The sequence below is a fragment of the Phenylobacterium conjunctum genome (assembly GCF_042679085.1).
GTDB classification, from domain to species: domain Bacteria; phylum Pseudomonadota; class Alphaproteobacteria; order Caulobacterales; family Caulobacteraceae; genus Phenylobacterium; species Phenylobacterium conjunctum.
The window spans coordinates 1-13,882 of record NZ_JBHTLQ010000071.1 but is presented as its reverse complement, the minus strand read 5'-3'; the positions used below and the strand labels follow the sequence as shown (position 1 = coordinate 13,882).

General features: G+C 69.5%; 13 protein-coding genes and 1 pseudogene. 7 read left to right on the top strand and 7 right to left on the bottom strand.

Annotated elements, in window-relative coordinates; translation table 11 throughout:
- A pseudogene (locus tag ACFQ27_RS18970) lies at window positions 1-925 on the bottom strand (hypothetical protein); the annotation flags it as partial.
- Between the two features lie 66 nt (window positions 926-991).
- Here ACFQ27_RS18970 and ACFQ27_RS18965 point away from each other — a divergent pair.
- The 5 genes from ACFQ27_RS18965 (at window position 992) to ACFQ27_RS18945 (ending at window position 6,086) form a co-directional block, all read left to right on the top strand.
- The gene (locus ACFQ27_RS18965) at window positions 992-1,534 is read left to right on the top strand and encodes a shikimate kinase (RefSeq protein WP_374348347.1); all 543 of its coding nucleotides are present in this window, start codon (window positions 992-994) and stop codon (window positions 1,532-1,534) included.
- A complete protein-coding gene (gene aroB, locus ACFQ27_RS18960; RefSeq protein WP_377354683.1) occupies window positions 1,531-2,640 on the top strand; it encodes a 3-dehydroquinate synthase in 1,110 nt (369 codons plus the stop codon). The genes ACFQ27_RS18965 and aroB overlap by 4 nt, the downstream gene beginning before the upstream one ends.
- Window positions 2,640-3,923 (top strand): HlyC/CorC family transporter, encoded by a 1,284-nt coding sequence (locus ACFQ27_RS18955; RefSeq protein WP_374348342.1) that lies wholly within the window; start codon window positions 2,640-2,642, stop codon window positions 3,921-3,923. Before aroB ends, ACFQ27_RS18955 begins: the two co-directional genes overlap by 1 nt.
- A gap of 133 nt (window positions 3,924-4,056) precedes the next feature.
- Window positions 4,057-5,715, top strand: coding sequence for a sensor histidine kinase (locus ACFQ27_RS18950; RefSeq protein WP_377354682.1), 1,659 nt, complete (start codon window positions 4,057-4,059; stop codon window positions 5,713-5,715).
- Window positions 5,712-6,086, top strand: a complete 375-nt coding sequence (locus tag ACFQ27_RS18945; protein ID WP_374348337.1) for a response regulator — start codon at window positions 5,712-5,714, stop codon at window positions 6,084-6,086. The genes ACFQ27_RS18950 and ACFQ27_RS18945 overlap by 4 nt, the downstream gene beginning before the upstream one ends.
- A gap of 40 nt (window positions 6,087-6,126) precedes the next feature.
- Here ACFQ27_RS18945 and ACFQ27_RS18940 read toward each other — a convergent pair whose 3' ends face one another.
- From ACFQ27_RS18940 to ACFQ27_RS18925, 4 genes are all read right to left on the bottom strand, one after another.
- Window positions 6,127-8,391 (bottom strand): xanthine dehydrogenase family protein molybdopterin-binding subunit, encoded by a 2,265-nt coding sequence (locus ACFQ27_RS18940; protein WP_377354681.1) that lies wholly within the window; start codon window positions 8,389-8,391, stop codon window positions 6,127-6,129.
- Window positions 8,388-9,338: an FAD binding domain-containing protein gene (locus tag ACFQ27_RS18935; protein WP_377354680.1), complete on the bottom strand. Its 951-nt coding sequence runs from the start codon at window positions 9,336-9,338 to the stop codon at window positions 8,388-8,390. The genes ACFQ27_RS18940 and ACFQ27_RS18935 overlap by 4 nt, the downstream gene beginning before the upstream one ends.
- Window positions 9,335-9,841 carry a 2Fe-2S iron-sulfur cluster-binding protein gene (locus ACFQ27_RS18930; protein WP_374348250.1) on the bottom strand — a complete coding sequence of 169 codons (507 nt, stop codon included), beginning with the start codon at window positions 9,839-9,841 and terminating at the stop codon, window positions 9,335-9,337. The genes ACFQ27_RS18935 and ACFQ27_RS18930 overlap by 4 nt, the downstream gene beginning before the upstream one ends.
- A 68-nt stretch (window positions 9,842-9,909) precedes the next feature.
- Entirely contained in the window at window positions 9,910-10,182 is a 273-nt protein-coding gene (locus ACFQ27_RS18925) for a BolA family protein (protein ID WP_374348253.1), read from the bottom strand.
- A gap of 52 nt (window positions 10,183-10,234) precedes the next feature.
- Between ACFQ27_RS18925 and ACFQ27_RS18920 the strand changes: the two genes are divergently transcribed.
- A complete protein-coding gene (locus tag ACFQ27_RS18920; RefSeq protein ID WP_374348255.1) occupies window positions 10,235-10,888 on the top strand; it encodes a DnaJ domain-containing protein in 654 nt (217 codons plus the stop codon).
- A 285-nt stretch (window positions 10,889-11,173) separates the two neighbouring features.
- Here the strand turns inward: ACFQ27_RS18920 and ACFQ27_RS18915 are convergent, their stop codons facing one another.
- The gene (locus ACFQ27_RS18915; RefSeq protein ID WP_377354679.1) at window positions 11,174-12,046 is read right to left on the bottom strand and encodes a TauD/TfdA dioxygenase family protein; all 873 of its coding nucleotides are present in this window, start codon (window positions 12,044-12,046) and stop codon (window positions 11,174-11,176) included.
- Window positions 12,047-12,145: 99 nt separating this feature from the next.
- Between ACFQ27_RS18915 and cobS the strand changes: the two genes are divergently transcribed.
- A complete protein-coding gene (gene cobS / locus ACFQ27_RS18910; RefSeq protein ID WP_374348260.1) occupies window positions 12,146-13,150 on the top strand; it encodes a cobaltochelatase subunit CobS in 1,005 nt (334 codons plus the stop codon).
- On the opposite strand, the gene ACFQ27_RS18905 is transcribed toward cobS, so the two are convergent.
- Window positions 13,147-13,882, bottom strand: a 736-nt coding sequence (locus tag ACFQ27_RS18905) for a hypothetical protein (protein ID WP_377354678.1), incomplete at its 5' end; no start/stop codon positions are given. The genes cobS and ACFQ27_RS18905 overlap by 4 nt on opposite strands.

Genomic DNA, 13,882 nt, shown 5'->3' with positions numbered 1-13,882 from the left:
CCAGGTCCAGGGCGCCCGCCGCGGCGGTGTCGGCCTCGGTCAGGCTGGCGCGCATCGTCCGCGCGGTGGCAAGGTCCCCAGAGGCCAGGGCGGCCAGGGCGGCGCGCACCGGCCCGGGACCGCTCTCCATTGGCCAGACGGCTTCGGGATTGTCCTTCGGGGTCAGGGCCGCGGCCACGGCCGGGGACGGAACCGCCGCCGACAGGTCCAGGCCCAGGTCCCGCGACAGGGCGACGTCCAGCCCGTTGCGCAGGGAGGCCGCGCCGGGATTGCCCGCGCCCGACAGGCGCACGCCCATCAGCCGGCCATAGACCGCGTCCTTGGCCTCGCCCTGGGCCAGGTCGAAGGTCAGCTGGGCCGCGCCGACCTCGCCGCGCTTGACCTGGCAATAGGCCCGCAGGCGGACCCAGTAGACATCGTCGCGGCCGGTCGCGAGGCCCTCGCCGACCTGGCAGGCCCGGTCGGCGTCGCCGGACAGCAGGGCCAGCTCGGCGGCGGCGCGAGACAGGTCCGGGCTCTGGTCCAGGCCCGAGGTCTTGGACAGGATTTCGGCGGCTTCCTTTACCCCGCCCTGGGCGATCAGGGCGTTGATCCGCTGGCCGGCCAGCGCCGGATCACGGCCAGCCTCGCCGGGGCCGTTGGCGCCGGTGGCCAGCACGCGGCGGGCCAGGGCCTGGGCGGCGGGCGACAGGGGCTTGGCCGCCACGAGGGGCAGAACGGTCTTCAGGGTCTGGGGCGAAGCGCCCTTCCACAGGTCGGCGCCAAGCCCGGTGTCGCGGCCCGCGGCGGAAAAGAAGTCCGGGGCGGCCAGGGCGGCGACCGCCACGGGGGCCGGCGGCGGCGCCGCTTCCGGCGCTTGGGCGGCGGCCGGCAGGGCGATTGCGGCGGCGCCGAGGACGCCGAGAGGAAGCTTCAGACGGGTCATCTCACCATCCTATCCAGCCTGCGCGCTTGGCGCGAGCGGCCCTGGTCGTGTAAGCCTTGCGCGTTCATGGACCGTTACGACCCGCTGCGCGCCCGCACCATCACCCTCGTTGGCCTCATGGGGGTCGGGAAATCGAGTGTCGGCCGCAGGCTGGCCAACGCCCTGGACATGCCGTTCCGCGACGCCGACACAGAAGTCGAAACCGCGGCCGGTCGTTCCATCCCCGAGATCTTCGCCGACCTGGGAGAGGCCGCCTTCCGCGAGGGCGAGCGCCGGGTCATCGCCCGCCTGCTGGACGAGCCGCCGCATGTGCTGGCCACCGGCGGCGGCGCCTTCATGAACGCCGAGACCCGGGCCCTCATCAAGGCGCGCTCGATCTCCGTCTGGCTGAAGGCCGATCTGGAGGTCCTGGCCAAGCGCGTGGGCCGCAAGGACAACCGCCCGCTGCTGGCCGGCAAGGATCCCATGGACGTGCTCAAGGCCCAGGCTGAGGTCCGCTATCCTGTCTATGCCGAGGCTGATGTCACCGTGGAGACTGGCGACACCGCCCACCATGTGGCGGTGGACCAGGTGATCCGGGCGATCAGCGCCTATCTGGAGGCCAAATGACCCGCATCGTTCCCGTCGAGCTGGGCGACCGCGCCTATGACGTGGTGGTGGGTCCAGGCCTCCTGGCAGAAGCCGGCCAGCGTATTCGCCCGTTCCTGAAGCGCGCCCGCGTCGCCATCGTCTCGGACGAGACCGTCTGGGCGCTGCATGGCGCGGCGCTGACCGCCTCGCTGGAGGCTTCGGGCATCGCCTGCCCGGCCGTCATCGTGCCGCCGGGCGAACAGACCAAGAGCTTCGAGGGCCTGGCCGACGTCTCTGACCGCCTGCTGGCCCTGGAGCTCGACCGCGGCGACCTGATCGTGGCCTTCGGCGGCGGCGTGGTCGGCGACCTCGCGGGTTTCGCGGCCTCGATCTACAAGCGTGGCATCGACTTTATCCAGATCCCCACCACCCTCCTGGCCCAGGTGGACTCCTCGGTGGGCGGCAAGACCGCCATCGACACCCCGCGGGGCAAGAACCTGATCGGCGCCTTCCACCAGCCCCGCCTGGTGCTCGCCGACCTCGACGTGCTCGGCACCCTGTCCCAGCGCGAGATGCGCGCCGGCTACGCCGAAGTGATCAAGTACGGCCTGCTGGGCGACTTCGCCTTCTTCGAATGGCTGGAGGCCCACGCGGGCCAGGTCCTGTCCCGCGAGCCCGAGGCCCTGGCCCACGCCGTCGCCCGCTCCATCGAGATGAAGGCCGAGATCGTCGTCGCCGACGAGAAGGAGGCCGGACGCCGCGCCCTTCTGAATCTCGGCCACACCTTCGGCCACGCGCTCGAGGCCGAGACCGGCTATGGCGAGGCCCTGCTGCACGGCGAGGCCGTGGCCGCCGGCTCGGCCATCGCCTTCCGCTTCTCCGCCTCGCAAGGGCTGTGCTCAACCCAGGACGCGACCCGGGCCGAGGCCGCCATCGCCGCCGCCGGCCTGCCGGTGCGGATGTCCGACGTCGCGCCCGTCCCCTTCGACGCTCACGCCCTGGTCCGCCACATGGCCCAGGACAAGAAGGCCGAGGCCGGACGCCTGACCTTCATCCTGGCCCGAGGCCTCGGTGACACCTTTGTCGCCAAGGACGTGGACGCCGCCGCTGTCGAAGCCTTCCTGAAGCTTGAGGGAGCCAGCTGATGGGCGCGATCATCGCCCTCGCTCCGATTGTCTTTGGCCTTCTGGCCCTGTCGGCCCTGTTCTCAGCGGCCGAGACCTCGCTCACAGGCGCCAGCCGCGCCCGCATGCACCAGCTCGACCGCGAAGGCGACCGCGCCGCCAAGCGGGTCAACCGGCTCATCTCCGACCAGGAGACGATGATCGGGGCGGTGCTGCTGGGCAACAACCTGATCAACATCCTGGCCTCGGCCCTGACAACGACGGTGCTGACCGCGGCCTTCCCCGGCGCCCTGGGCGTCGCGGCCTCCACCGCCATCATGACCGTGCTCGTCCTGGTGTTCGCCGAGGTCCTGCCCAAGACCCTGGCCATCCTGCGCTCGGACGACGTGGCCCGCTTCCTGTCCGGCCCCACCCTCTTGGTGGTCCGGCTGTTCGGCCCGGTGATCTACACCATCCAGTTCATCGTCCGCCGCACCCTGCGCCTGTTCGGGGTCAAGCTGGACATGGCCGTCGACGTCCTGGCCGCCCACGAGGAGATTCGCGGCGCGGTGGAGTACCACCACTCCGAAGGCCTGGTGGAGGAACGCGACCGCCGCATGCTGGGCGGGGTGCTGGACCTGTCCGACATGGACGTGGCCCAGGTCATGGTCCACCGCATGTCCATCGCCATGATCGACGCCGACCTGCCGCCGCGCGAACTGGTCGCCGCCGTGCTCGACAGCGATCACACCCGCATGCCGCTCTACCGGGACGACCCGGAGAACATCATCGGCGTCCTGCACGCCAAGGACCTGCTGCACGCCATCGCCGAGGCCGACGGCGCCATCGACAGCCTGGATCTGGCCAAGATCACCCGCGAGCCCTGGTTCATTCCCGAGACGACGAACCTCAAGGACCAGCTCAACGCCTTCCTCAAGCGCCAGACCCACTTCGCCCTGGTGGTGGACGAGTACGGCGCCCTGCAGGGCCTCGTGACCCTGGAAGACATCCTCGAAGAGATCGTCGGCGAGATCGAGGACGAGCACGACACCTCCTTGCCCGGCGTGCGCAAGCAGGCCGACGGCGGGGTCAGCGTCGACGGCTCGGTGGCCATCCGCGACCTCAACCGCGCCATGGACTGGGACCTGCCCGACGACCAGGCGGTCACCGTCGCCGGCCTGGTCATCCACGAGGCCCAGACCATCCCCAAGATCGGTCAGACCTTCATCTTCCATCGCCACCGCTTCCAGGTGGTCAAGCGGGTCCGCAACCAGATCACCGCCCTGCGCATCTCCCCGCCGCTGGAGACCTCGCAGGAGGCCTGAAGCCCCCCATTGCCAAGTGCTCATTCCGGGCGCAGCGTGATGACGACCGCAAAAACTTCTCCGCGGCCGGAACACTCAAGGCCCCGGACGCGTTCAGCCATCCAGGGACCGGGGCAAGACTTGGGGGGAATGGGTGGCGGACCTCGCCCGTCATATCAAAGACGTGACGGAGGCCTCCGCGCTCGACACTGCGGCGGAGGAAATGCGCCGGGCCGACAGCCTCAACCGGATCGCCGTGGCCATCGCCGTCGGAGACGACCTTGAGCAGGTCGTCCAGGCGGTCGTGAACGGCGGCGTGGAGCTGACCGGAGCCGCATTCGGGGCCTTCTTCTACAAGGTCGAGAACGAGGCCGGGGAGCACCTGATGCTCTACAGCCTGGCCGGCGCGCCGCCCTCGGCCTTCGAGGGCTATCCCACCCCAAGCAAGACCGCCGTCTTCGCCCCCACCTTCGACGGTGTCGGGGTTGTGCGCTCCGACGACATCACCGCCGATCCCCGCTATGGCCATTCCGCGCCGCACTTCGGCATGCCCAAGGGCCACCTGCCGGTGCGCAGCTACCTGGCCGCCCCGGTGATCAGCCGCGCCGGAGAGGTGCTGGGCGGGCTGTTCTTTGGCCATCCCGATCCGGGCCGGTTCACCGCCCGGCTGGAGACCTTGTTGGTCGGCGTGGCCGCCCAGGCCGCCGTCGCCATCGAGACACGCCGTCTGCAGGAAGCCTCGCGCCGGGAACTGGCCGAGCGCACCCGCGCCGAGGCCGCTCTGGCGGTGAGCGAGGCCCAGTCTCGCCTGGCGGCCGCCGAGAACGCGCAGGCCCTCGCCAGTCTGAAGTTCGCCCTGGACGCCGGCCGCATGGGCTCCTGGGAGCTCGACGTGGAAACCCAGGCCTACATCGCCTCGGACATCTGCAAGGCCAACTACGGCTATCGCCCGGACCAGGCCTTCGGCTTCGGGGACCTGGTGGCCGCGATCCACCACGAGGACCGCCCGCGCATGCAGGCCGCCATGGAGGCCGCCATCGCCTCGGGCGAGGACTATGACGTCGAGTACCGGATCACCCTGCCCAACGGCCAGGAGCGCTGGATCCACGCCCGCGGCCGCGCCGCTCAGACCGCGGACCATGGCGGCGTGCGCCACATGGCCGGCGTCTCCCTGGACATCACCGAGCGCAAGCGCTCCGAGGACCGCCGCCAGCTGCTGATCAACGAGCTGAACCACCGGGTGAAGAACACCCTGGCCTCGGTTCAGGCCATCGCCCGCCAGACCCTGCGCACCAGCCCCGACCTGGCCGGGTTCCAGGAGGCTTTCGAAGCCCGGCTGCTGGCACTGTCCCAGACCCACAACCTGCTCACCGAGCGCCATTGGCGGTCCGCCAGCCTGCTGGCCATGCTGGCCGCCGAGCTTCGGCCGCACGGCGGCGCCCGCGATCCCCGCTTCACCGTCGAGGGCGACGGCGACCTGCACCTGCAGCCCAAGGCCGCCGTGGCCCTGGGCATGGCCATGCATGAGCTGGCCACCAACGCCGCCAAGTACGGGGCCCTGTCGACGCCCACCGGCCGCATCACCCTTCGCGCCCATCGCACCTGGCGTGACGGCCAGCGTCGGCTGGTGCTGGACTGGATCGAGACCGGCGGTCCGCCGGTGCCCGTCCCCAGCCGCCGCGGCTTCGGCGCCCGCCTGCTGGAGGACGGCCTGGCCGGCGAACTGGCCGGCGATGTCCGACTTGAGTACCGTCCCGAAGGGCTCTGCTGCCGCATGGAGCTGCCCCTCGACCTCGTGGAGAGCACTGAATGACCATCCCCGCCCAGCTGGCCGGCCTCAGGGTCCTGGTCGTCGAAGACGAAATGATGGTCTCGATGCTGATTGAGGACATGCTGGGCGATCTGGGCTGCCATGTGGTCGGCCCCGCCGCTCGCCTGGATGAAGCCCTGTCCCTGGCCCAGACCGCCGAACTCGACTGCGCCGTGCTGGACGTGAACCTGGGCGGCCAGTCCACCTTCCCGGTCGCCGACCTGCTGCGCGAAAAGGGAGCCCCCTTCGCCTTCGCCACCGGCTATGGCGACGCCGGCCTCCGCGACGTCGACCGCGCCTCCCCGGTCCTGCAAAAGCCCTTCCGCGAAGTAGATCTCCGCCGCGTGCTCGAGAGCCTGGCGGTGAAGGGCTAGTCCTCCCCCTCCCCCATTTCATGGGGGAGGAGAAGTTCGTTTACAGCCCCTTGGCCACCAGCCCGGCCAGCACCTTGTCCGGGGTCATCGGATAGTCCCGCAGCCGGACGCCGCAGGCGTTGTAGATGGCGTTGGCGATGGCCGCGCCGGCGCCCGAGATGCCCAGCTCGCCCACCCCCTTGATGCCCATGGGATTGGCCTTGTCGTCGGCCTCATCCAGGAACATCGAGTCCAGCTCGACGATGTCAGCATGGGCGGGGATCAGGTAGCCGCCGACGTCCTGGCCGATCAGCGAGCCATAGCGCGGGTCGATGGCGTTCACCTCGGTCAGAGCCGTGCCGACGCCCCAGATCATGCCGCCGGTGATCTGGCTCTTGGCGGTCTTGGCGTTGAGGATCCGCCCGCAGGAGAACACCCCGAACATCCGGCGCAGCCGCACCTCGCCGGTGTCCATGTCCACCCCCACCTCGGCGAAGTGAGCGCCGTAGGTGTGCAACGACACGTCACGCCGGTCGGCCGGCGGGACGATGGAGCCCTCGGCGTAGACGCCCTCCGGCGCCGCGCGGGCCACCAGGGCCGCCAGGCTTTCCGAGCGGTTCTCGATGGCGATATTGCCGTTGGCGAAGGTCACGAAGTCCGCCGGACCGCCATAGAGCGGCGAGCGGGGATCACCCACCGCCAGCTCGGTCAGGGCCTTGCGCAGGTTCATGCCGGCGTCGAGCGCCGCAGAGCCCGCGGTCGAGGCGCCGAACTGGCCGCCGGAGCCGGGCGCCGGCGGCAGGTTGGAATCGCCGATCTCCACCTTCACCTGGGACAGGGGCACGCCAAGGGTCTCGGCGGTGATCTGGGCCAGGATCGTATAGGTGCCGGTGCCGATGTCGGTCATGCCCTGCAGCAGGGTGACCGTGCCGTCGGCGGTGATCCGCACGCCCGCCTTGGCCGGCAGCAGATAGTCGGCGCGGATGGCCGCAGCCATGCCCATGCCGATCCAGGTGCGGCCGTCGCGGACCTGGCCCGGGGTCGGATTGCGCCGGCTCCAGCCAAACCGCTCGGCGCCCTCGGTCATGCAGCGGGCTAGCTGGCGCACGGAGAACGGCTTGCCGGTCTCAGGATCGCGCTCCGGCTCGTTGATCAGCCGCAGTTGGATCGGATCCATCCCCAGCTGCTCGGCCAGCTCGTCCATGGCCACTTCCAGGCTGAGCATGCCGGACGCCTCGCCGGGCGCCCGCATGGGGCCGGCGGGCGGGATGTCCATCTTCACCAGCTTGTGGCCGGTGAGCCGGTTGGGCGCCGCATAGAGCGCGCGGGCGAAGTTGGCGAAGTGCTCGGTGAACACCTGCTCGCGGAAGCAATGGGTGTAGCCGTCCAGGGCGAAGGCGGTCAGCCGGCCGTCCGGATTGGCCCCCAGCCGCACCCGCTGGATCGTCGCCGGGCGGTGGATGGTGCCCAGCATCATCTGCTGTCGGGTATAGGCCACCTTCACCGGCCGCCCCAGCGCCCGCGCGGCCAGGGCCGACAGCACCAGGTCGTCATAGGACTGGCCCTTGCCGCCAAACCCGCCGCCGATATAGCGGGTCAGCAGGTGGACGTTGTCCGGCGCGATCATGAGGGTCTCGGCCAGGGCGTGCTGCCCGCCCTTCACCATCTGGATCGAGGTGTTGACGGTGACCTTGTCGCCGTCCCACCACGCGGTGGTGGCGCAGGGCTCCATCTGGACGTGGTTCTGGATCGGGCTGGTATAGGTCTCGTCCAGCTTCACCGGGGCCTTGGCGTAGGCCGCCTCGAAGTCGCCGACGCGGACGTCCTGTTCGCCGGGCGGATCCTCGGCCAGGCCCAGGCTGGCGGCGAAGTCCACCACCGCCCACAGCTCGTCATACTCGACCTTGACCAGGGCCGCCGCGGCCTTGGCGTTCTCCAGGGTGTCGGCCACCACGAAGGCGACGCTCTGGCCGAAATAGAGCACCTCGTGGTTCTCGAGCGCCGGGGCCGAGGCCCGCTGGCTGCGCGGGTTGGCCTTGTGGCCGCGCGGCGCCTGGGGCGGCACGGTCTCGTGGGTCCAGACCAACAGGACGCCGGGCGAGGCCTCAGCGGCCTTGGTGTCGACCGAGGCGATGCGGCCGCGGGCGATGGAGGAGGTGACCAGCACCCCATGCACCGGCTTTTCCGGCGCCTCGACTTCATAGGCGTAGGGCGCGGTCCCGGTGACCTTCAGCGGCCCCTCATAGCGGTCCACCGCCTTGCCGATCAGGCCGGAGCGGTTCTCGGTGACGGGGTTGGGCGTGGCCCAGTCTGCGATGGAGCTCATGCTTCGCCCCCTTGGGCTTGGGTGATCGCCGCGGCGGCCAGCCGCGCGGTCAGGGTGATCTTGAAGCCGTTGCGGCCCAGGTCTTCAGCATCCGCCAGTTCGGCCTTGGCGGCTTCGGACGGCGAAGCGCCGGCGGCCAAGGCGGCCTCGGCCTTCAGCGCCCGCCAGGGCTTCAACGCCACGCCGCCCAGGGCGACCTGGTTTCCGGCCACGGCGGCCATGGCCAAGCCCCCGGCGTAGGACGCGCGGTCGCGGGCCTTGCGATAGACCTGCCCGCCCGCAGGGGGCGGCGGCAGGACCACGGCGGTGATCAGCTCACCGGCGGTCAGCTCGGTCTCGATCTGCGGCGTGTCGCCCGGCAGGCGATGCAGGGCGTCGACAGACAGGCTGCGGGTCTGGCCCTTGGCGCCCACCGTCTCCACCACCGCGCCCAGGGCCGACAGGGCGACCGCCATGTCCGACGGGTGGGTGGCGACACAGTGCTCGCTGGCGCCCAGGATGGCGGCGCTACGGTTCAGGCCGTCGATGGCTGAGCAGCCGGAGCCCGCGACCCGCTTATTGCAGGGCTTGGTGGTGTCATAGAAGTACGGACAGCGGGTCCGCTGGACCAGGTTGCCGCCCACGCTGGCCTTGTTGCGCAGCTGGGCCGAGCCGCCGGCCACGATGGCCTGGACCAGCACCGGATAGAGCGCCCGCACCTGCGCGTCCGCCGCCACCTGGCTGTTGGTGGCCATGGCGCCGATGCGCAGACCGCCCTCAGCCGTCGCCTCGATGGCCGACAGGGGCAGACGCCCCACATCCACCAGATGGGTCGGCCGCTCGATCTCCAGCTTCATCAGGTCGAGCAGGTTGGTGCCGCCGGCCAGGAAGCGGGCGTCGGGATTGCCCGCCACGGCGCGGACTGCGCCCTCGACGTCCGTCGCGCGTTCGTAGGTGAAGGGCCTCATGCGCCGGCCTCCGCCACGCTGCGGATCGCCGCGAGAATCTGTGGATAGGCCGAGCAGCGGCAGAGGTTGCCGCTCATCCGCTCGCGGATCTCGGCGTCGGTCAGCTCGATCTTGGCGGCCAGATCCTCAGTCGCCTGGCTCGGCCAGTTGTCCGCGACCTCCTTCAGCATGCCGAGCGTCGAGCAGATCTGGCCTGGCGTGCAGTAGCCGCACTGGAAGGCGTCTTCCTTCAGGAAGGCCTGCTGGATCGGGTGCAGGGCGTCGGGCGTGCCAACCCCTTCGATGGTCGTCACCGCATCGCCGTCGTGCATGACGGCCAGGGACAGGCAGGAATTGATGCGGACCCCGTTCACCAGCACGGTGCAGGCGCCGCACTGGCCGTGGTCGCAGCCCTTCTTGGTGCCCTTCAGGTCCAGCTCCTCGCGCAAGGCGTCGAGCAGGGTGGTGCGGGGATCAAGGTCGAGCGCCCTCGCCTGCCCGTTCACAGTGATGGTCGTCTTCAACAGCACGCCTCCCCAGCGCGTGACAGCCGTTTTGCCGGCGTCCGATTCCCAATTTTAGTTCGGAGGGCTCAGGCCTCTCCGGGCGCCAAGGCCTTGACCGAAAGGGCGTGGACGGGTCCCGCCAGCTCCTCGGCCAGGGCCTTGTAGACCATTCGTTGGCGCGCCACCTTGGCGGCGCCTTGGAAGGCCTCGGCCTCGATCACGATATTGAAATGGCTCTCGCCGCCTTCCCGGGCGCCGGAATGGCCGGCGTGTCGGGACGAGTCGTCCTGGATTTCCAGGCGGCTGGGCGAAAAGGCCGCGGTCAGTTTGGTTTGAATGGCTTCAAATATGGCGCCCATCGGCTCAATCTTCAATTCTTGAAAGGGTCGGTGACCGCACCATACTTGGGACATGGCGCGCGCGTTTCAATACAAACCGAAGTTCGTGGATATCCGGGTCCGACCGCCCTCCGCCGAGGAGGCCGCGCAGACCGATGATGTCTATGCGCTGAAGCCCGGCGAGCGGGCCTGCGACCACCCGGGCTGCCGGGTGGCGGCGACGGCGCGTGCGCCCAAATCCCGCGACATGCTCAATGAGCATTACTGGTTCTGCCAGCCGCACGCGGCCGAATATAACCGCAACTGGAACTTCTTCGCCGGCATGAGCGAGGGCGAGATCCGCCAGCGCCAGGCCCAGAGCGCCGCTGGCGACCGCCCCACCTGGCAGTTCAAGGCCTCCAAGTTCTCCCGCGAGGCCGCAGCGGCCGCCCACGGCTTCGGCCGCGGCCAGGGCTTCGCCGACCCCTTCAACATGTTCGGCAACGGCGGCGGCGCGGCCTCCGCCGCCAACGCGCCCGAGCGCCGACGCCTGGGTAAGCTCGAACGCAACGCTCTGGCCGACCTCGATCTCGACGAAGACGCCGACGCCGCCAAGATCCGCACCCGCTACACCGAACTGGTGAAACGCTGCCACCCTGACGCCAACGGCGGCGACCGCTCGGCCGAGCACAAGCTCCAGCGCGTGATCAAGGCCTACCAGCTGCTGAAGAAGTCGAAGTTGGCCTAGCCGCCTAGCGTAGCGGTCCAGGGTTTCATCCCGGAAAGCGCGCAGCGCTTGTCCGGGACCCATACGCGCTGGGCTGTCCAGAGAGATCGGTGTCTATGGGTCCCGGCTCTCCGCTTCGCTGCGGCCGGGATGACAACCACTTCTGAACGTCATCCTCCGGGCCTTGCGCCAGCAAGGATCCGGGGGACCCAAGCCGATTCCCAGAACCTGACCCGCCGCATGGGTCCCCCGGATCGCCCTCCGGGCGCCCGGAGGATGACGCGGGTGGTTGGCGGTGGCGCGCCCCTAGACCGGCGTGTCCCCCGCCACGGTCGTGCGGTGCATCACCCGCAGGTGGCCGTCATAGCCGCCCTCGGCGAAGTGGACCGTGCAGCGGTTGTCCCACATGAGCAGCATGTTGGGCTTCCACTTGTGGCGGTAGACGTAAGTGTCCGACGTCATGTGCTGGAACAGGAAGCCCAGGATCGCCCGGCTCTCTTCCTGCGAGAAGCCCTCGAGCCCGTTGCCGTAGACCGGGCTGATGAACAGCGACTTGCGGCCGGTCACCGGGTGGGTGCGGACCAGCGGATGGGTGATCGACTTGTCGGCCTCGGCCGAGACGATGATCTTCATCGTCCGCTTCTCGGTCTCACGGGCGAAGACGCCCTTGGTCCCGTAGGCGAAACCGGCCGAATGCACGGCCTTGAGGCGGCCCAGCATGGTCTTCATGCCAGGCGACAGGTCGTCATAGGCCCGCGCGCAATCGGCGAAGAGGGTGTCGCCGCCCACCGGCGGGACGACCTGGGAATGCAGCAGGGTGGCGGCCGGCGGCTCGGCCTGGAAACTCCAGTCCGAGTGCCAGCCGGCGCCGAAGTTGGTCGCCTTTTCGTCGGGCTCGCGGCGCAGTTCCAGCACATTGGGGTGGCCCGGCATGGGGGCGATGAACGGATCGACGCCAAAGCGGCCGATCTGCAGGGTGAAGGCCTCCAGCTGGTCCAGGCTCAGGGGCTGGTCTGGAAAGCTCAACACCGAATGGCGGGCGAAGGCGTCCTTGACCTCGCTCAGCACCTCGGGAAGCAGCGGGCGGGACAGATCGACCCCGACAACCTCGGCGCCGAAGCCCTCGTCCTGGGGATAGACCTGGATGTGGCGATAGGTGGCGGCCGACGCGGTCAGCATGACGTTGTGCTCCCTCGATCACCCCATCCCGCTTTTGGGGCTTTTCCCCATCAAACACCCGTTTGCATCGGGCGCGTAACCCTGTAATCGACGATCATCATGACTTCCTTCGCCGACACCCAAGACGACAAGCTGCTTGCGCTGGTTCCCGACAAGAAGGTCTCGGTTCGCGAGACTTTCGGCGTGGACGTGGACATGACCGTGCCTGCCTTCAGCACGCGCGACGCCCACGTTCCGGAGATCGACCCGGCCTACAAGTTCGATCCTGAAACCACCAAGGCGATCTGCGCGGGCTTCGCCTTCGACCGCCGCGTGATGGTCCAGGGCTATCACGGCACGGGCAAGTCGACGCACATCGAACAGGTGGCGGCGCGCCTCAACTGGCCGCTGATCCGGGTGAACCTGGACAGCCACGTCAGCCGGATCGACCTGGTCGGCAAGGACGCCATCGTCCTGAAGGACGGCAAGCAGATCACCGAATTCCGGGAAGGCATCCTGCCCTGGTCGATCCAGCGGCCGATCGCCCTGGTGTTCGACGAATACGACGCCGGCCGTCCGGACGTGATGTTCGTGATCCAGCGCGTTCTGGAAGCCCAGGGCAAGCTGACCCTGCTGGACCAGAACCGCGTGATCCGCCCGAACCCGTTCTTCCGGCTGTTCTCCACGACCAACACCATCGGTCTGGGCGACACCACCGGCCTCTATCACGGCACCCAGCAGATCAACCAAGGTCAGATGGACCGCTGGTCGATCGTGACCACGCTGAACTACCTGGCCCACGACGTGGAAGCCGCCATCGTGCTGGCCAAGTGCCCGCACTATGACAGCGCCGAGGGCAAGCGCACCCTGGCCGCCATGGTCCGGGTCGCTGACATGACCCGCAACGCCTTCATGAACGGGGACATCTCCACCGTCATGAGCCCGCGGACCGTGATCACCTGGGCCCAGAACGCCGAGATCTTCGGCGGCGACATCGCTCTGGCCTTCCGGATGACCTTCCTGAACAAGTGCGATGAGCTGGAACGCGGCACCGTCGCCGAGTTCTTCCAGCGCGCCTTCGGCCAGGACCTGCCGGAAAGCACCGCCCGGGTGAAGGTCGCCTAGGCCGGCAGGCCGCTCACCGGCCGTGACGTCCCGCCGAAGGGTGTGGCGGCCACGGCCGACACCGCCGGCCCGCTGACGAAGGGGATCTGCAGCACGCCTGCGGTCCGGATCTCGTCGGCGGTGCGCAGGTTGGACAGCGAGGTCAAAAGCCTGCGCTCCTTCCATTCTGTGCGGCTGGTCATCCAGCGGCTGACCACCGCCCGGCGCAGCTCCGGCGCGCCGTCAGGCAGGACCAGGGTTCCGCCGGACAGCGACCCGGCCTTGATGTTCGTCACCGGAAAGTCCGCGTCGGTCAGGCGCAGGTCGATATAGGACACATGCGGCGCGAGCGTCGCCGACAGCCATTGCAGGGCCCGCGCGCTGGGCTGGTTTGGCAGGTCATAGACCTCGGCGGCCAACTGATTGCGGCGGTCAGCCGGCAGGGCCTTCAGCGCCTGCAGATAGGCCGGGCCGAGCTCGGTTGAGGCCAGGGCCGAGAAGGCCACCGGAAAGAACAGCACCCCGACATAGCCCGGCGTCGCCAGCCGGCGCGCGCCCTCCTCCAGGCCGGCCAGGTCGAAGGCCGCCATGTCCTGGCCTTGGGGCGCGACCGCCGTGGTGAGTCCCAGGCTGCGGTCGCCCTGGCTGCGGCCCAGGACATCGCCCACGAAGCCCTGGCGGCTGAGGGAATAGACGCCGGCGAAGGTCGGGGTTCCGGCGGCGGCCGCGCGCGACGCCACGGGCGGCGCGGCC

Bases quoted from the DNA above. Each gene is read 5' to 3' on its own strand.
- aroB (WP_377354683.1), top strand. From the start codon at position 1,531: ATGACCCGCATCGTTCCCGTCGAGCTGGGCGACCGCGCCTATGACGTG.
- ACFQ27_RS18940 (WP_377354681.1), bottom strand. From the start codon at position 8,391: ATGAGCTCCATCGCAGACTGGGCCACGCCCAACCCCGTCACCGAGAAC.
- ACFQ27_RS18935 (WP_377354680.1), bottom strand. From the start codon at position 9,338: ATGAGGCCCTTCACCTACGAACGCGCGACGGACGTCGAGGGCGCAGTC.
- ACFQ27_RS18965 (WP_374348347.1), top strand. From the start codon at position 992: ATGGACCGTTACGACCCGCTGCGCGCCCGCACCATCACCCTCGTTGGC.
- ACFQ27_RS18915 (WP_377354679.1), bottom strand. From the start codon at position 12,046: ATGCTGACCGCGTCGGCCGCCACCTATCGCCACATCCAGGTCTATCCC.
- ACFQ27_RS18945 (WP_374348337.1), top strand. From the start codon at position 5,712: ATGACCATCCCCGCCCAGCTGGCCGGCCTCAGGGTCCTGGTCGTCGAA.
- ACFQ27_RS18925 (WP_374348253.1), bottom strand. From the start codon at position 10,182: ATGGGCGCCATATTTGAAGCCATTCAAACCAAACTGACCGCGGCCTTT.
- cobS (WP_374348260.1), top strand. From the start codon at position 12,146: ATGACTTCCTTCGCCGACACCCAAGACGACAAGCTGCTTGCGCTGGTT.
- ACFQ27_RS18920 (WP_374348255.1), top strand. From the start codon at position 10,235: ATGGCGCGCGCGTTTCAATACAAACCGAAGTTCGTGGATATCCGGGTC.
- ACFQ27_RS18955 (WP_374348342.1), top strand. From the start codon at position 2,640: ATGGGCGCGATCATCGCCCTCGCTCCGATTGTCTTTGGCCTTCTGGCC.